Raw genomic sequence first — 16655 nt, forward strand, 5'->3', positions numbered from 1 at the left:
GCGCCCTTGGCCCGGCGTCGATCAGGGGATCTTGTACTCCTGGGCCTTGCCGCAGTAGCTGATCCCGATGGGCGGGTTGCTGTGGCGGCACACCTGTACCACGACCCGGTCGATGGTGCGCACCCCGAGCGTGTCGGAGAGCGGGAAGGAGAACTTGATCTGGTCGTTGTCCACCTTGTACGTCTCGGAGTCGACGAGCTCGCTGCCCCGGTAGCCGGTGAACGTGGCCGTGGAGTACCTGTCGTCGGGGGAGCAGATGCTCGGGCCGCCCTCGTCGGTGAGCACGCCCTCGACGTCGACCCGCGGCCTGATGACCGGCCCGTCGTAGCGCTGGATCGTGCCCTCGGTGGACCCCCGCAGGCAGCTGTCGCCCGAGTCCGCGGCGAACGGCACCGCATCGGCGGCCAGGGCGGGCGGGCCGGCCAGTAAGCCGGCGGCGAGCACTGCGGTCATCGTCAACCCGGTGAGCAGACGCACGACATCACCTTTCCGTTTCTGGGGGAGTGAGGAGATTCGTGACCATCGTGGGCGGCTTTCGCCGCCCCTGCCTGTGCCCGCGGTTACAGGCCGCCGAATGGACCGTGCCAGTTCGCGCAGGTCATCGCCCCGCTCGCCATGCCTCCCGTGTCAGGCCCATCGTCACCGACGTCCACCACTGCCCGCCGACCTCGATCGAGCGTTCGTACACCCGCTCCTCCTCGAACCCGAACCGCTCGTACAGGCGCCTGGCGCCGGCGTTGTGGGCGTAGACGCCGAGGGTGACGCGCGTGACGCCCGGGCCGGCGAAGGCGGTGGCGAGCGCGGCGCCCACCAGGGCCGCCCCGTGGCCCTTGCCGCGCGCCGACGGCGCCACCAGGACCAGCCCGAGGCGTACGGAGTGATCGTCCTGGTCGCGCAGCGAGACGTGGCCGATCACGGCGCCGGCCGGATCGGCGGCTCGATCGACGGCTGGATCGACGGCTGGATCGACGGCTGGATCGACGGCGGCCAGGAGCCGGCGGCCCGGCTCACGCAGGGCGAGCAGCTGCCCCGCGTCGAAGGGCCAGGTGAAGCCGGTCTTGCCGGACCACAGCACGAGCGCCTCCTGATCGTCGATCCAGGAGGCGATCACGGCGGCGTCGGCGGGTTCGAGTGCGCGGAGGAGGACCATGGGTCCATTGATAGCGCAGAGGCGTGGCCGGGTCGTGATCCGGCTGGTGCATGATCACCGTCCATGAAGAAGACGATCACCGTGCTGGCGGCCTGCGGGGCCGTCCTCGCCACCACCGTTCCCGCCCACGCCGCACCCGCCAAGGACCCCGTACGCGCACTCAAGAGCAAGCTCGCCGCCGGGCACGGCGTACGGTTCACCGAGACCACCGTCGTGACCGGCGACGGCAAGCTCACGCTGCAGAAGCGCAAGGGCAGCTTCCAGTTCGACCGCAAGGGCATCGCGGCCTCCGACATCTCCGCGACGCCGAAGGGACGGGCGCGCGAGCGGACGATCAGCGTCGGCAAGTACACCTACACCCAGGGCGGCATCTACGAGGAGAAGCTCGGGACGACCTGGGCGAAGTCGCGCGGCCTGCCCGGCGGCGCGTCCGGCTTCTACGGCCAGGTCATCAACCCGGCCGAGCCGAAGACCTTAGCCGCCCTGGTGAAGAAGGGCCGGCTCAAGGGCAGGACGCTGACCGGGAAGATCACGTTCAAGGACCTGGCGAAGGTGTCGCGCTGGTTCGACGCCTCGATCCCGCTGCGCATGCACGACGACACGAAGGTGAGCTACACGCTCACGCTGTCGTCGGCGGGGCTGGTGAGCCGGGTGAAGAGCTCGTACGCGGCGACGGGCGTGTTCGACACCAACGGGTTCGAGGGCAAGACGATGACCATCGACAGCAGGTTCACCGGCTGGGGCGCCAAGACGCGGATCAAGGCGCCCGCCCCGAGCGACATGGCCACCGCCCCGAACTGATCAGGACGGCTGCCGCAGCGCCGCGGCCCTGGCCAGGAACAGCTCGCGCTCCCGCGCGTTGCGGGTGAGCCCGGCGGCCCGCCCGAACTCGGCCGCCGCCTCCTCGTCGCGTCCCAGCCTGGCCAGCAGGTCACCGCGTACGGCAGGCAGCTGCGCGTAGCCCCGCAGGTGCCGCTCGGCCACGAGCGCGTCGGCGATCTCCAGACCGCGCTCGGGGCCGTCCGCCATGCCGACCGCCACCGCCCGGTTGAGCTCCACCACCGGCGACGGCGCGACGTGCGCGAGCAGCCGGTAGAGCGCGGCCATCCGGGCCCAGTCGGTGTCCTCGGGGGTCAGGGCCCTGGCGTGGCAGGCGGCGATGGCGGCCTGCAGCGCGTACGGGCCCATCCTGCCCAGCGCCTCGGCCCGGCCCAGCGCGGCCAGGCCGCGGCGCACCAGCAGCCGGTCCCAGCGGCTGCGGTCCTGGTCGAGCAGGAGGATCGGGCTGCCGTCCGGCGCGGTCCTCGCGGGGATGCGCGAGGCCTGGATCTCCATCAGCGCCGACAGGCCGTGCACCTCCGGCTCGTCCGGCATCAGCCCGGCCAGCACCCGTCCGAGCCGCATCGCCTCCTGGCACAGCGACGGCCGCACCCAGTCGTCGCCCGCGGTGGCCGCGTAGCCCTCGTTGAAGATCAGGTAGACGATCTCCAGCACCGAGGCGAGGCGGGCGGGCAGCTCCTGCGGCGGCGGCAGCTCGATCGGCACCTTCTTGTCGGTGAGCGTGCGCTTGGCCCGGGAGATGCGCTGGCCCACCGTCGGCTCCGGCACCAGGAACGCCCGCGCGATCTCCTCGGTGGTCAGGCCGCCCAGCGTGCGCAGGGCGAGCGCGATGCGGCCCTCGGCGGGCAGGACGGGATGGCAGACGGTGAAGACGAGCCGTAGCAGGTCGTCGCCGATGTGGTCGTCGAGCGCCGCGTCGAGGTCGTCGCCGGAGAGGCGTTCGCGCAGCTCCAGGTCGCGGCCGACCTCCTGGAGCTTGCGTTCGTACGTGTCGCGCCGCCGGAACTGGTCGAGGGCCCGGTGCTTGGCGGTCACCATCAGCCACCCGCCTGGATTGTCCGGTACGCCCTTGCGCGGCCACTCCTCAAGCGCCGCGACCAGCGCGTCCTGGGCCAGCTCCTCGGCCAGCCCGACGTCGCCGACCATGCGGGCCAGGCCGGCGATCACCCGGGCGGCCTCGATCCGCCACACGGCCTCTACCGCACGATGAGAATCGGCGGGGGAATCGGAATAGGCAGACGTCACGCCTCCTGAATACCGCATCAGGAGGCGTGACGTCTGCCCGGGTCAGGCGACCGACGTCGGCCCGGACATCGCAGGCACGGGCGCGACGTCCGGCCGGCTCAGGCGCCGGGTGGCGCGAGGTCCGCGGGGCTGAAGAGCCGCAGCACGTCGGCCTGGCCCTCCCATCCCGGCCACAGGTCGCGGTGCAGCTTGAGGAAGCGGCCGGCCCACTCCACGGCCTCCTCCTTGCTCCTCACCTCGTACAGGGCGTAGCTGATCAACTCTTTGGCCTCGGCGAACGGCCCGTCGGTGACGGACAGCCGGCCGCCGGACACCTCGACCCTGGCACCCTCGGAGCTGGGCGCGAGGCCGCTCTGGTCGAGCAGCGCCCCCGACTCGGTGGCCTGCTGGCCGAGCTTGAAGATGGCCTCCATCAGCTCGGCGGGCGGCGGGCCCTCGGGCTGGGCGGCGACGCGCAGTGTGATCAGGTAACGCATGACGGTTCCTCCTGGTAGTTAAGGTGATTTTTCAGGCAGTGGCACGCGCGAAGTGCAGCGACACTAGCGACAGCCAGCACCAGACCGCCACCATCCCGGCGACGAACCCGAGCGTGCTCCACGCCGCGCCGCCGCCGCTCGCGATCCCCGCGAACGACATCAGGAACGCCGTCCCGGTCACCCGCGAGTAGATCGCCCAGCCGCGGCGGCCCTCGCGGGCGAACCGGGAGGCGATGACGTAGCACGCCGCGGCCATGCACGAGAACCCGATGCCGCCGACGGCGAGGTGCGCGAGCCCGGTCGCGGTGACCGTCCCAGGGCCGTCGGGCGTCCCGGCGGGGAAGCCCAGCGCCGGGTCGGCGGGGAAGACCGCCGCGCCGATCAGGCTCACCCCGAACACGGCCACCAGCGCCGGCGCCCACCGCGCACCCCTGGGACGCGCCGCGCCCGGTCCGCCCGCGAGCGCCGTGCGCAGCCCCGCCGCGGCGGCGATCGTGAGCAGGGCCGTGACGAGGAAGTTCGCGGTCTGGATCCAGCCGAGGTCGCCGTTGGCGAGCAGGCTCCAGGAGTGCCTGGTCAGGTCGAAGCCCTCCCGGGTCAGCGCCTGGGCCAGGCCCGCCGCCACGTACAGGGGGCCGGCCGCGACCCCGAGCATCAGCAGGGGGCGGGCCGGGGTGAGGGTGGTCGGGCGGATGGTGGGAACGTGTGCGGTCATGGTCGTCGTCCTCGTGCTCGCGGGCCGCCCCTGCGGCCCTCTCACCGACGCAGCGAACGGGACGACGCGGTTTCGACAACCGCCGCGAAAAATCTTGAAGAAAAAATCGGCGGCCTCGGAGCGGAGGATCCGAGGCCGCCGGGTGAGGGGAGGGCTATGGCGTGAAGGGGGCGCCGCCGAAGGTGACCACGAGGCGGCCGTCCGAGGTGAACGACCAGCTCAACGACCCGCTGTAGGAGGAGCAGCGGGACCCGTTCGAGCCCGTCCAGAACTGGTTGGAGCCGTCCGCGTTCCCCACGGTCTTGTCGTTGGACCCGCTGCCGCTGCGGCACGAGACGTTGTTGCGGAAGACCGACGTGCCGGCGTCGAAGGAGAAGTTGCGCTCCTCGTTGTCGATGCCGACGTTGTCGGAGATCGTCATCGTGCCCGGGTTGCGGTTGTAGGTGAAGCCGTGCTTGCCGTTGCGGTAGGCGATGCTGCGCCGTACGACGTGATCGACCTTGATGTCCTCGCCGCCGAGCTTGTACCCGTTGCGGTCACCGTTGCCGGCCTGGCTGCCGTCGCTGAGCGTCCCGTTGTCGTACGCCAGCGAGTCCTCGATGGTCACCGGACCGATCGCGCCGGTGTCGCTCTTGGTGTAGAGGTCCCAGCCGTCGTCGATGTTGTTGCGGGCGACGGCGTACCTGAAGACGTTCCCCGAGCCGACGGTGAGCTTGGCGGCGAAGCCGTCGGCGTCCTCACCGTCGGAGTCGGCGTTGTCGTGCGACAGCGCGGTCAGGACGAGGTTGTTCGACGGCCACCGGTCGCGCGGGGTGTCGGAGGCGATCCTGGACAGCTGCAGGCCGGTGTCCCTGTTGTAGCGGGTGACCGTGCGCTCCAGGATGTTGCCGCTGCCGCCGACGAAGATGCCGTTGTCGCCGGCCCGCTCCACCACGATGCCGTAGATGTGCCAGTACGACCCGTTCACCGCGAGCCCCCGGTTGGCCGAGTTCTCGCTCTGGGCGGAGAAGTTCAGGATCGGCGTCTCGCCCGGGTATGCCGAGATCTTCTTGCGGGCGCTGGAGGTGCCGTTGTTGCCCGGTGCGATGGTGATCGTCTGGGACGGCCGGTACGTGCCGCCGCGCATGTAGATCGTGCCGCCCGCCGCGATGCGGGTGATGGCCGAGGTCAGCGTGGTCGGATCGTCCTGGGTGCCGGACGCGGAGTCCCTGCCGGCGGGTGCGACGTACAGCGTGTCGCTTGTCGGCGGCGGGTCGGTCGGGTCGGGATCGGGGTCGGGGGTGCCGTTGCCGGCCGCTCTGAGCGTCCACTGTTTGGTGGCCGCCGAGTCGCACGAGTTCTGCTGCAGCAGGGCCCCCGACGAGGTGGAGTTGTCCTTGACGTTGAGGCACTTGCCGCCGTTGGCGTTGACGACGCGGTAATCGGCGCCCGACTCGGTCAGCCGCCACGTCTGCGAGGCCGCCCCGGTGCACGTCTCCTGCTGCACGGCCTTGCCCGCGCTGGTGGAGGCGTCGCGGACGCCGAGGCACTTGCCGCTGTGCGCGGCCTTGATCTGGTGGCCGGCGCCGGAGGCGGTGATGGTCAGCACCTGTCCTGCGGCGTCCGAGCAGGCGTTCTGCACGAGTTGCACGCCGTCGCCCGAGCTCTGTCCCGGTACGGTCGCGCACAGGCCGCTGGCGCCGTTGACCAGGGTGTAGTCGCCGTTCGACGGGGCCGCGGCGGCGGAGGTGTGCGCCGCGGTCACCAGGCCGCCGGTCGCGATGAGGCCGCCGGTCAGGATGACCGTGAGCCTTCTGGTCAGGGGTTCGTTCTTGCGCACGTCCCAGCTCCATTCGTACGAGGGGGGCTTCGTCTCCGTGCGTGCGCCGCCCGGTGAGGCGGGAAGGCGGTCGCGCGCGGGGTCGCTGGTATTGCGATGACAACCGGTTGCAGTAACAGTGACGTTACACAGCTGAAACGTCAATACGTGCTGGTAAAACTGCAAACGGTTCGCGGGGTTCGCCCTGGTGACGTCGCCGTCGCTGCAACAACCGATTGCAATGTTCACGCATCAGGGGGCGTACGCGCGCTGTGGCGCCTGGGGACACGTGGCCGCCGTGCTTGGCTAACCTCCGGCCGTCCTCATACCGTCGTGCTCATGCGTACTGAGGTCTCGAGGCCGAGACCGTGACAGCCATGAAGGTCTGCGCCGCCCTGGGAGCGGCCGCGCTCCTGGCGGCCGGCTGCTCCGGCGAGCCGGAACCGTCACCCACCCCGAGCCCGCCAGGCGGCACCGCGACTACCGGCTCCGCGTCGCCGTCGCTGAGCACGCCCACCCCGACCCCGTCCGCCTCCCCCAGCCCCACCGTGACGGTGCCGGCGAACCCCGCACGGGCCGAGGGCGAGATCAGACGGGCCTGGGAGACGTTCTTCGACGAGCAAGGCTCGACGGCGGCCAAGGTCAAGGTCGTCGAGAACGGCGAGATGAACGAGCTGATGGTGCAGGCGTTCGGCGAGGACGAGCGGTTCGGCCACGTCACCGGCCGGGTCAGGAACGTGAGCTTCGACTCGCCGACCAAGGCCCAAGTCTCTTACGTGCTGCACCGCGGCGAGCGGACCCTGCTGTCGAGCAGGCGGGGCAAGGCCGTGCACCAGGGCGGCCGGTGGAAGATCGCGATCAGCACGGTGTGCTCGTGGGCCAAGTACGGCGAGGACGTCCCGAAGGCGGCCGCCTGCTAGCAAAAGGAAGGGGCCGGACGCTTGCTCGCGTCCGGCCCCTCGTGTTGTGTCATGTGGTCGGCCACCTCGGTGACCTCCGCTCAGCGGCGGCGGCGCCGACGACGGGCGCTCTGCCCCGCGCTTCCACCACTGTTCCTGCCCGGAAGCGGCTGCGGTGGCCGGGCGGCTGTGAAGCCCATGAGACCGAGGTAGTGCAGCATCGCCATGACAAACCCCCGTTTATATAGCGAGTGCGGTACGTCGTACCTGCACACATTGATGCGAACACCTAGCCCAACCCGGCGGTTCTCCCGATCCTTCCCGTCGAACGCCTCCCCGCGGATTCGTGACCAGGCTTTTGCCTCCCGGCCACCTGCTTCTCCCGCCTCGGCCCGCCCCTTAGATTTGTTGGCTCCGGCATGTCGAAGCCGTCCCCGCCGCTCCGACTACCTGGTGAGCGGCGCCGACGGCGGCGCCGCAGTCCGACGAAGGAGACGACATGAAGTTCCTGTTGATCATGCACGTGAACCCGCAGGTGTGGGACGGGCTCACCGAGGAGCAGCGCGACGCGGTGATGAACGGCCACGGCACGTTCATGGAGACGATCAGGAAGTCAGGCGAGTTCATCGAGACCGCCGCGCTGGGCGACGTGTCGGAGAGCGCCGTGGTCCGCGTCCGCGGCGGCGCCCCCGTCGTGACCGACGGTCCCTACCTGGAGGCCAAGGAGTACTTCGGCGGCTACTACCTGGTCGAATGCGACAGCCGCGAGCGGGCGCTCGAACTGGCCGCGCTCATCCCCGACGCGTCGGTGGAGGGGCTCGGCATCGAGGTGCGCCCGGTCGTGTTCTCGGCGACCGGCGAGGACTGAGCGGGCGGTGCACTTCGTCCTGACCCTGCACCGCCCGCATGGGGCCGGCCTGGGCGGCGCCGCGTTCCTGGCCGCGGCGGGGGAGGCGGGCGAGCTGGTCGGCGAGTACGCACTCGCCGACCCCTCCCTCGGCGTCGTCGTGCAGCTCCTGCACGGCATCCCCTCCGTGACCGGCGTCCCGCACCCCCGCCCCGGCACCCCCGCCACCGCGCAGTACGTGATCGACTGCGAGGACCGGGAACGCGCCGTGGAACTGGCGGCGCTGCTGCTGGGCGGCGGGGACGGCGACGTCGAGGTACGGCCCGTCATGAAGGCGGCCGGGCTGGAGATGTGACACCGGGGCGGCCCTGGAGCGGCCGATGACGTGCGGCCCTGGCTCGGCTGATGGCGAGGTGGTCCTGGCCGCGATCTGTGATGCCGGATGAGGACCTGGGTCCATACCCCGGGTAACCGCAGGTCTAGTGTCGCGTTCGGCGATCTGGACCTTCGCACGCTCACGGTGGACCTCGGTCCGATGCCGTGCCGGGTCACCCTGGTGTGGACTTCATCCATGATCCGACACCCCCGCAGACTCGACCGCCGGGCCACGCCCGGGCGCGTACGCACGTTCCTCGGCGCCGTCACGATCGCGGTGCTGGCGGCAGGCTGCGGGGGTGTGGACACCTCGCACGTGACGGCCACGGCTGTGGTGCCGCTCGACCGGGCCCCGCTCACCGACGCGGCCGCCGCCCGGGTGGTCGGCATCGGCGAGGCGACACACGGCAACCAGGAGTTCGTGCAGGTCCGCAAGCAGATCATCCAGAAGCTCGTGCGAGAACACGGCTTCCGTACGGTCGCGCTGGAAGCCGACTTCGGCGGCACCGCCGCAGCCGCCGACTACGTGATGGGCGGCCGGGGCAGCGCCGAGGACGCGGCCACGGCGCTCGGCTTCGACATCTACCGCACGCGCGAGACGGCCGACCTGCTCAAGTGGCTCCACGACCACAACGAAACGGCCGCCGACCGCGACAAGGTGCACCTCTACGGCTTCGACATGCAGCGCTACGACCACAACAAGCAGCGGCTGCTGAGCTACCTCGCCGACGTCGACCCCGCCCAGGTCAAGCCGGTACGCACGGCCCTAGCCGACCTGACCGACGCGAACAGACAGACCCTGTCGGGCGAGAGACTGACCACCGCCGCCCAGGCCGCCGAGCAGGTGGTCACCCAGCTCAAGACCAAGCAGCAGACCTACGAGCGAGCCGACTCGCAGGGCGGGCGGCAAGCGCAGGAGCGGGCCGGCTCGGAAGCCGGGCGGCGGGCGTACGATCGGGCCGGCTCCGCCGACGCCTTCGCCCTGGCCCTGCACCACGCCGAGACGATCCAGCGCAGCGCGCAACTCCAGACCTCCGGCAACGACTACGCCCGCAAGCGCGACGCCTGGATGGCCGCCAACATCGCTTGGATCACCGACAGGGAGGCCGCCCAGGGCAGGAAGAAGGTCATCGTGGCCGGTCACGACGGCCACATCGACAAGAGCGGCGCCGCCTTCTCGTTCCCGTCGATGGGACCGCGGCTGGCCGAGACGTACGGCGACGACTACTTCGCGATCGGCACCGACTTCGGCACCAGCACCTTCATCAGCCGCGACGACGGCAGCGGCGAACGCCGCCGGTTCACCGTCACCCACGACGCCCCGCTGGCCAAGCTGTTCGGCCGCGAGCCGATGGGCTACCTCAACTTGGCCGAGGCGGCCGCCGCCGATCCGGCCAACCGGCGGCTGCTCACCTCGGAGGTCCCGATGGGCAGCGTCGGCGACGGCTTCCGATCCGTCTACACCGCAATGAGCTGGACGTACACGGTGAAAACCGTCCCCACGAAGGCGTACGACGCAGTGGTCTTCGTCCCCAAGGCCACTCCGGTCTCCCCGCTATGACCAGGACACACCCCCGACGACAGCTCAGCAACTCGCCAACGCCCGTCGGTGGCCGGAAAACGCAGGACGCTCGGCGAAACCGCATGATCGCGCGAACGCTTGAGCGCTCGGCGCGCTCCCGGACCTTGCCCCCTCTCGGCCCCCAGAACCTTCGCACCCTCAGCAGCCCAACACCCTCAGAGCCCTGCTCAGGGAGGTCAGGACCTTGTGAACCAGGTGACCTGGGCGCCGTTGCTGAAGGTTTCGCGGTGGGTCGGTGTGAACAGGGTGGGGGAGAAGGCGCCGTTGAACAGGGGGACGCCCGTGCCCGCCACCACCGGGTAGCTCTTTATGATCAGCTCGTCGATCTCCGGGAGCAGGGACGCGGCCATCTTGCCGCCGCCTCCCAGGTAGATGTCCAGGCCGGTGTCCTCCGCCTTGAGCCGGCGTACCAGTTCGATCGGGTCGCCTCGCTCCACCCGCACGGTCGGGTCGTCGATGGTGAGCGTGCGGGAGACGACGTACTGGCGCAGGTGGGCGTAGGGGCTGGTGGTGGGCACGTCGAGGGCGGGCTCGTACGTGCCGCGGCCCATCACCATCGTGTCGAACGCCTTGTTCGGCACGTCGTCCATGCCGAAATGCCGGCGGATGTGGGTGGGGATGGTCTCCGGATAACGCTCGTTCATCCAGGCCACCATGTCGTCAGGCGCGGGATAGAAGTCGAACTGTGCCTCGGGCCCGGCGATGTAGCCGTCAATGGAGGCGCCCACGTAATACACGAGCTTTCGCATTAAGTCACTCCTTTTGTAGTACTATGTGTGAAGTGGTTTGAAGGTAGTACTACAACTGGAGTGGTGTCAAGTGCGCAAAAACCCCGAGCGGCGTCAGGCGCTGATCGACGCGGCCATCGAGGTGCTCGCCAGGGAAGGGGCACGCGGTCTGACCTTCCGCGCCGTCGATGCGGAGGCAGGCGTGCCCGTCGGCACCGCGTCCAACTACTTCGCCACCCGCGACGACCTGTTCACCCAGGTCGGCGGACGCATCTACGAGCGCCTGCTGCCCGACGAGACGACCGTCGCCCGCAACCGCGAAGGCGTCCAGGACGAAGCCCGGTTCGCCGAGCTCATGCACGAGCTGGTGGACCGCATCTCCGCCTTCAACTCCGGCTACCTCGCCCTGCTGGAGCTCCGCCTGGAGGCCACCCGCCGCCCTGAGCTACGCGCCGTCCTGACCAAGCGCATCCGCGAGGACATCGACGCCAACATCAGCCACCACACCGTCTCGGGCCTCCCCGGCGACTCGGCGTCCGTGGTCCTCCTGTACCTGGCCCTCAACTGGCTGATCGTCGAACGCCTGACCCTCCCCGAGATCTTCACCGACCGCGAGATCCACGACCTGATCGACGTCGCCGTCCTCCGCCTGCTCACCACCACCCCACCCACACCGGCCCCCGACACCGAAGCAGGCCAGGGCGGTGCGGGCTGACCTACGAGTCGAAGCGCCAAGCAGGCAGGCGTCGTGCTCGTCGCCATGCTGGCACCCGGTGAGCAGCCGGGACGACTGGCGCTGCTCCCGACCGACGGCTTCGCGTCGAGGCCCTGCGGCACGGGCCTCGCGTCGGTGGTTGGCGTGCGTGGGGCTTGGTGGCGGGTGTGTCGGGTCATTGGCTCGTTGGTGTCAGTAGCCCATCATGTCGTTGGTGTTGGCGGACCCGGTGGTGGGTGCCTTGGCGTAGTTCGCGGCGCCGCCTGCGAAGTCGTACATGATGCACTGTTCGTCCCCCACCACCCAGGCGTCGTGTCCGGGTGGGCAGACGAACAGGTCGCCCGGTCCGATCTCGGCTTCGGTGCCGTCGTCGGCGTGCAGTCGCATGCGGCCCTGCACCACGAACGCGGTGTGGTGCACCTGGCAGGAGTCGGTGCCCGCGATCGGCTTCACGGACTCGGACCAGCGCCAGCCCGGCTCGAAGGTGGCCACGCCGAACGTCAGGCCGGACAGGTTGCAGACTTCCAGGTGCCCCCTGGGGAAGTCGCGGCGCTCGTCCGGCTTGTCGATGTTCTTGACCTCGATCATGACGTCCCCCTTCCGTCACTTTCAGTCTTTCACCGCACATTCCCCCTCACAAGCCGCTGACCTGCACATTTCGGGGAGCCTAGCGGGTGGCGAAGGGGGAGCCGGGAGAGAAGGCGAGGCGGGAGAAGTTCTCGCTGATGCGGCGGTGGCCTTCCTCGCTCGGGTGCACGTCGTCGGGCAGCGGCAGCTCGGCGTTGTCGGGCTCGCCGTACAGGTCGCGGCCGTCGAGGTAGTGCAGGTGCGGGTCGTCGGTGGCGCGTTCGGCCACGATCGCGGCCAGCTCGCGGCGGACGACCTCGAGGGTCAGGTGACCGGACGCGACAGCCGCCGGGTCGCCGGTGGGGCGGAAGCGTACGGTGCCGTCCTCGAACTGAACGGTGAGGGGCCCCGGCGTGCGCTCCTGGATCGGGCACAGGATGGCCGACACGACGAGCAGCGGCGTCTCAGGATGACCTTCCCTGATCGTGTCGAGGAACCCGTGCACGGCGGGGACGAAGGCCCGCAGCCGCAGGGCGTCGCTGTTGACCAGGTTGATGCCGATCTTCACGCTGATGAGGTCGGCCGGGGTGTCGCGCATGGCGCGGGCCGTGAACGGATCGAGCAGCGCGCTCCCGCCGAACCCCAGGTTCACCAGCTCGACCCCGCCGGCGGCGGCGGCCAGGGCGGGCCAGATGGCGGTGGGGTGCAGGGCGTTGGAGCCGTGGCTGATGGAGCTGCCGTGGTGCAGCCACACCCGCCGCCCGTGCGGCCGGGCCGGGGCGACCGGCGCGTCCGTACGCAGCGCGGACAGCTCGGTGGTCTCGTTGTGCGGGAGCCAGATCTCGACGTCCTTGTCGCCGGGGGGCAGCCCGGTGAAGCGGGCGGTGCCGGACGGCCCATCGTGCACCTCCACGGCCCCGGTCGCGAAGTCGGCGACGCGCGTGCGACCACCCGGCACGGTGGCCTGGGCGGCGAGCCGGCCGTCGATCATCAGGTCGTAGACGCCGGAAGGCGGATCGGGCAGCCCGCGGTAGGCGCGCTTGGTGGGCAGCGCGTCCAGTTCGATGGTGGTGGCGGCGGTGCGGAAGGCGAGCCGAACGCCGGACGGCTGGCTCTCGGCCATGGCGAACTGCTCGTCCGGGATCTGCCTGCGTGCTCGTGCGGGCAGCCGGTGGGGGAGCAGTCCGTACGGGGTCCGCTCCACATCGAGGGCGCCCCGCAGGAGGCCGGGGGTGACGGGAGTGGTGATCAGTGCGTTCATCGCCTCAAGCCTGACGAGGGGAAACAAGAAGTTACACCTATTATGCATGAACTTAAAGGCATTAAGCACGGGTGGCGGAAACGGACAGTTGACAGCACACCTCCCGCCCCATGAAACTCTCCCGAAACATGAGGCGCGTTCGGTAAACGTTTACAGGAGTGGTCGATGCCCGTACCCCGATGGATCACCGCCGGCGCGCTCGCCGTCGTGACCGCGCTCACCCTGACGGCCGGCCCCGCCCAGACCGAGGCGCGGACCGGCGGGACGATCGCCACCGCCGCCGCGCCCTCGAAGGCCCTGGGCGAGGACATCGCCTACAACGTCTACCTGCCCGCCGGATACGACCGGAGCAAGGACCGCCACCCCGTGCTCTACCTGCTGCACGGTCGCGGCGACAGCATGCAGGCGTGGACGCGGGTCAAGACGACCCTCGACGACATGATCAGGACCAAGCGCATCCCGCCGGTCATCGCGGTCATGCCGGACGCCCCGTGGAGCGAGCGCGGCAACTGGTACGTCGACTCCCGCTACACCGGCGACGACCTGCCGGGCCGTCCGGTGGAGACGGCGCTGACCAGGGACCTCGTCGCGCACGTGGACGCCACGTACCGGACCGCGCCCATCAGGCAGGCCCGCCTGGTCGGCGGCTACTCGATGGGCGGCGCGGGCGCCCTGCGGTACGCGCTCGCGCACCAGGACCTGTTCGGCGCCGCCGCCGTGCTCAGCCCCGCCGTCTACACGCCGCTGCCGCCGTCGGACTCCTCGGCCCGTGACTACGGCGCGTTCGGCGAGGGCGAGGAGAAGTTCGCGGACGCGATCTACAAGAAGCTCAACTACCCGGCCCTGCTCGAAGACCTCGACCCCGACCTGCCGGTACGGATGTTCGTGGCCGTCGGCGACGACGAGTACGCCAACCCCGACCCGGCCGACGCCCGCCACGACCTCGACTTCGAGTCGGCCGCCCTCTACAACGCCGCCCGCCGCTCGCCCGCGATCTCCGCCCAGCTCAGGGTCCTGGACGGCGGCCACGACTGGGACGTCTGGACCCCCGCCTTCGAGCAGGCCATGGCCGACCTCGGCCCCGGCCTCAGCGTCGTCCCGCCGGCGGGCCTGCCCGCCCCGCTGCACGGCACGTCCGCCGTGGACTGGGCGGGCGGCGTGGCCGCCGCAGCGGACGGCACCTTGACGATCGGGTACGCCACCGCCGAGAACGGCGACCTCGACGCCGTCGTCACCAGGCCGGGCGGCTGGACCCGGCGCATCGCCACGCCCGCCGACGAGCGTCTGTACGGGGTCGTGCCGCTGCCGGACGGCGGCGTGCTCGCGGCCGGCTACACCAAGGGCGACCTGGACGGGAAGCACGCGGGCAACGGCACCGACGACGCGTTCGTGGTCAGGCTCGGCCCGGACGGCGAGGTCCGCTGGACCACCCAGTTCGGCGCGCCGGACGCCGCCGACCGCGTGTACGGCCTGGCCGCCGCCCCCGACGGAGGCGCGTACGTCGCCGGCTACACCAAGGGCGCGCTCGACGGCGTCAACGCCGGCGACAAGGACGCCATCGCCGCCCGCCTGAGCCCCGACGGCGAGGTGAGGTGGATCCGCCAGTACGGCGGCCCCGGCGAGGACAAGGCCACCGGCGTCGCCGCCGCGGCCACGGGCGTCTACCTGACCGGCAGCACCACGGCCGCGCTGCCCGACACGACCGCGCGCGGCGGCACCGACGGCTGGCTGGCCGCGTACACCGCCGACGGCGCCAGGACCTGGGCCGCCACCGAGGGCGGCAGCGGCGACGACCGGCTGAACGCGGTCACCGTCACCACCGCCGGCCTGATCGTCGCGACCGGCGCCACGTCGGGCGACGCGCTCACCGTCGCCTACACCGACCGGGGCAAGCGCCGCTGGGAGCACCGGCTCGCCACCGCCGCCGCCGACGAGGGCGCAGCCGTGGCCGCGCTGCCGGGCGGGGAGATCGCGGTCGCCGGGTACACGCGGGGCAAGGTCGGGGTGCCGGCGGGCGGGGCCGACGTGCTGACGCTCCGCCTGGACGCGAAGGGCGCCCAGCGCGCCGCCGCCCAGCTCGGGACCGCCAGGGACGACGGCGTCGACCCGTTCGCCGAGCCCAACCTGTACGCCGCGGCGACCGGGCAGGGGAAGGTGGCGATCGCGGGGCTGACGTACGGCACGCCTGAGGGCGGCCGCGCCCTCGGCAGCGGCGACGTCTTCCTCGCCACCGTCCCGTGACGAGGGCGGCCGCCCTCAATGCGGCCGCCCTCGCTAAGTGAGGTCAGACGCGCTTCCAGAGCGCGGGCACGTTCGGCGGCTCCCAGCCGGCGAGCGAGGTGTGCGCCTGGATGCACTCGTACGTCGAGCCGCTGTACGTCACCCGGTCGTCCACCCGGTACGCCTTGTTCGCGCTCCACGTGCCGCCGGGGTTGGTCGGCGGGTTCGTGGGCGTCGGGGTCGGGGTCGGGGTGGGCGTGGGCGTCGGGTTGGGGTTCGGGGTGCCGCCCCCGCCGAAGTCCACGTCCGAGCAGGTGTAGAAGGCCTCGTTGCTGCCGACCACGCGCTGCCAGATCGAGTAGAGGATGTGCCGCCCGGTCCGCTGCGGCAGGTTGATCGACCAGTTCGTGAACGTGGTCGGGTTCTGGTTGTTGAACGTCCTGATGTGCACCAGGTTCGACCACTTGAGGGGCATGGTCGGGTTCCAGCCCTCGCGGGTGATGTAGAACTCGAAGTTGCTGTTGGCGTGCGGGGCGGTCGCGTGGTACGTCAGCGTGAAGGTGCCGGGCCGCACCTGCGTGGCAGGCCAGTCGGAGCGCTGCAGGTCGAGCCCGCGGTACTTGTCGCGGCCCGCGCTGCAGAGCTTGCCGTCGGGGATGAGCTCGCGGTGCCTGCCGCCCGCTTCGAGCAGCGAGACCTCGTTCCAGTCGTAGAACGCCTGGGTGCCGCCGGCGGCCACGGCGGCCTTGCAGGCGGCGGACTTCGGCGACTCCGGGCCCTCGTTCTTGCAGACGTAGACGCGGCTCGGGGGGTTGGACATGGTGCCGTGGGCGTTGGCGGCGGATGCCGGCAGCAGGACCAGCATTCCGGTGGCCGCCGTCACGGTCGCGATCGTACTCTTGCGCACCTGCGCTCCTGGGGGGTGAGACAGGATTAAAAAGGAAACCTTCCTAAGAATTATCGATTTCTGACTCACGCGCAAGCCGTTCCAGTCAATGGACCGGTCCGGACACGCGAACGGCCCGCGCCGGGCGAGGCGCGGGCCGTTCCAGGAAGACGGTCAGGAAGACGGTCAGGCGGGCGAGCCCAGGAAGCCCTCCTTGCTCAGCCACTCCTCGCTGACCTTGTCCGGCTCCTTGCCCTCGACGTCCACCTGCGCGTTGAGCTGCTGCATGGTGTCGTCGTCGAGCTTGTCGATGACCGGCTGGAGCACCTTCTCCAGCGCCGGGTACTTGTC

18 protein-coding genes are annotated in these 16655 nt (G+C 70.7%); 7 read left to right on the forward strand and 11 right to left on the reverse strand.

What is annotated here, in order from left to right; genetic code table 11:
• Positions 1 to 21: 21 nt before the first annotated feature.
• A complete protein-coding gene (locus tag AB0K28_RS35665) occupies positions 22 to 477 on the reverse strand; it encodes a hypothetical protein (RefSeq protein ID WP_364378582.1) in 456 nt (151 codons plus the stop codon).
• Positions 478 to 598: 121 nt separating this feature from the next.
• Positions 599 to 1150 (reverse strand): GNAT family protein, encoded by a 552-nt coding sequence (locus AB0K28_RS35670; RefSeq protein ID WP_364378585.1) that lies wholly within the window; start codon positions 1148 to 1150, stop codon positions 599 to 601.
• 63 nt (positions 1151 to 1213) lie between these two features.
• Between AB0K28_RS35670 and AB0K28_RS35675 the strand changes: the two genes are divergently transcribed.
• Positions 1214 to 1951: a hypothetical protein gene (locus AB0K28_RS35675; RefSeq protein ID WP_345385597.1), complete on the forward strand. Its 738-nt coding sequence runs from the start codon at positions 1214 to 1216 to the stop codon at positions 1949 to 1951.
• Here the strand turns inward: AB0K28_RS35675 and AB0K28_RS35680 are convergent, their stop codons facing one another.
• The 4 genes from AB0K28_RS35680 to AB0K28_RS35695 all read right to left on the reverse strand — a co-directional run bounded on the left by AB0K28_RS35680 (position 1952) and on the right by AB0K28_RS35695 (position 6245).
• On the reverse strand, positions 1952 to 3253 hold the full coding sequence (locus AB0K28_RS35680; protein WP_345385595.1) for an RNA polymerase sigma factor: 1302 nt from the start codon (positions 3251 to 3253) through the stop codon (positions 1952 to 1954).
• 80 nt (positions 3254 to 3333) lie between these two features.
• Entirely contained in the window at positions 3334 to 3711 is a 378-nt protein-coding gene (locus AB0K28_RS35685; RefSeq protein WP_345385593.1) for a YciI family protein, read from the reverse strand.
• 31 nt (positions 3712 to 3742) lie between these two features.
• The gene (locus tag AB0K28_RS35690; RefSeq protein ID WP_364378589.1) at positions 3743 to 4426 is read right to left on the reverse strand and encodes a DUF998 domain-containing protein; all 684 of its coding nucleotides are present in this window, start codon (positions 4424 to 4426) and stop codon (positions 3743 to 3745) included.
• A gap of 154 nt (positions 4427 to 4580) precedes the next feature.
• A complete protein-coding gene (locus AB0K28_RS35695; RefSeq protein ID WP_364378592.1) occupies positions 4581 to 6245 on the reverse strand; it encodes an RICIN domain-containing protein in 1665 nt (554 codons plus the stop codon).
• Between the two features lie 356 nt (positions 6246 to 6601).
• On the opposite strand from AB0K28_RS35695, the gene AB0K28_RS35700 reads away from it, so the two are divergent.
• From AB0K28_RS35700 to AB0K28_RS35715, 4 genes are all read left to right on the forward strand, one after another.
• A complete protein-coding gene (locus AB0K28_RS35700; protein ID WP_364378595.1) occupies positions 6602 to 7144 on the forward strand; it encodes a hypothetical protein in 543 nt (180 codons plus the stop codon).
• Positions 7145 to 7622: 478 nt separating this feature from the next.
• Positions 7623 to 7991 carry a YciI family protein gene (locus AB0K28_RS35705; RefSeq protein ID WP_345385587.1) on the forward strand — a complete coding sequence of 123 codons (369 nt, stop codon included), beginning with the start codon at positions 7623 to 7625 and terminating at the stop codon, positions 7989 to 7991.
• Between the two features lie 7 nt (positions 7992 to 7998).
• Complete coding sequence (locus AB0K28_RS35710; protein WP_364378598.1) at positions 7999 to 8325, forward strand: hypothetical protein; 327 nt, start codon at positions 7999 to 8001, stop codon at positions 8323 to 8325.
• 216 nt (positions 8326 to 8541) lie between these two features.
• Positions 8542 to 9906: an erythromycin esterase family protein gene (locus tag AB0K28_RS35715; RefSeq protein WP_364378601.1), complete on the forward strand. Its 1365-nt coding sequence runs from the start codon at positions 8542 to 8544 to the stop codon at positions 9904 to 9906.
• 197 nt (positions 9907 to 10103) lie between these two features.
• Here the strand turns inward: AB0K28_RS35715 and AB0K28_RS35720 are convergent, their stop codons facing one another.
• Positions 10104 to 10676, reverse strand: coding sequence for a dihydrofolate reductase family protein (locus tag AB0K28_RS35720; protein WP_364378604.1), 573 nt, complete (start codon positions 10674 to 10676; stop codon positions 10104 to 10106).
• A 70-nt stretch (positions 10677 to 10746) separates the two neighbouring features.
• Between AB0K28_RS35720 and AB0K28_RS35725 the strand changes: the two genes are divergently transcribed.
• The gene (locus AB0K28_RS35725; RefSeq protein WP_364378607.1) at positions 10747 to 11370 is read left to right on the forward strand and encodes a TetR family transcriptional regulator; all 624 of its coding nucleotides are present in this window, start codon (positions 10747 to 10749) and stop codon (positions 11368 to 11370) included.
• A 192-nt stretch (positions 11371 to 11562) separates the two neighbouring features.
• On the opposite strand, the gene AB0K28_RS35730 is transcribed toward AB0K28_RS35725, so the two are convergent.
• Both AB0K28_RS35730 and AB0K28_RS35735 read right to left on the reverse strand, forming a co-directional pair.
• Complete coding sequence (locus tag AB0K28_RS35730; protein ID WP_364378610.1) at positions 11563 to 11958, reverse strand: cupin domain-containing protein; 396 nt, start codon at positions 11956 to 11958, stop codon at positions 11563 to 11565.
• 79 nt (positions 11959 to 12037) lie between these two features.
• Complete coding sequence (locus AB0K28_RS35735) at positions 12038 to 13198, reverse strand: GDSL-type esterase/lipase family protein (RefSeq protein WP_364378613.1); 1161 nt, start codon at positions 13196 to 13198, stop codon at positions 12038 to 12040.
• Positions 13199 to 13363: 165 nt separating this feature from the next.
• Here AB0K28_RS35735 and AB0K28_RS35740 point away from each other — a divergent pair, with 165 nt between their 5' ends.
• Positions 13364 to 15439: an alpha/beta hydrolase-fold protein gene (locus AB0K28_RS35740; protein WP_364378615.1), complete on the forward strand. Its 2076-nt coding sequence runs from the start codon at positions 13364 to 13366 to the stop codon at positions 15437 to 15439.
• 43 nt (positions 15440 to 15482) lie between these two features.
• On the opposite strand, the gene AB0K28_RS35745 is transcribed toward AB0K28_RS35740, so the two are convergent.
• Both AB0K28_RS35745 and AB0K28_RS35750 read right to left on the reverse strand, forming a co-directional pair.
• Positions 15483 to 16325: a lytic polysaccharide monooxygenase gene (locus AB0K28_RS35745; protein ID WP_364378618.1), complete on the reverse strand. Its 843-nt coding sequence runs from the start codon at positions 16323 to 16325 to the stop codon at positions 15483 to 15485.
• A gap of 165 nt (positions 16326 to 16490) precedes the next feature.
• Positions 16491 to 16655 (reverse strand): glycine betaine ABC transporter substrate-binding protein (locus AB0K28_RS35750; RefSeq protein ID WP_364378639.1); only part of this gene is annotated, 165 nt, incomplete at its 5' end.

The sequence above is a fragment of the Nonomuraea sp. NPDC049504 genome (assembly GCF_040676845.1).
Classification (GTDB): domain Bacteria; phylum Actinomycetota; class Actinomycetes; order Streptosporangiales; family Streptosporangiaceae; genus Nonomuraea; species Nonomuraea salmonea.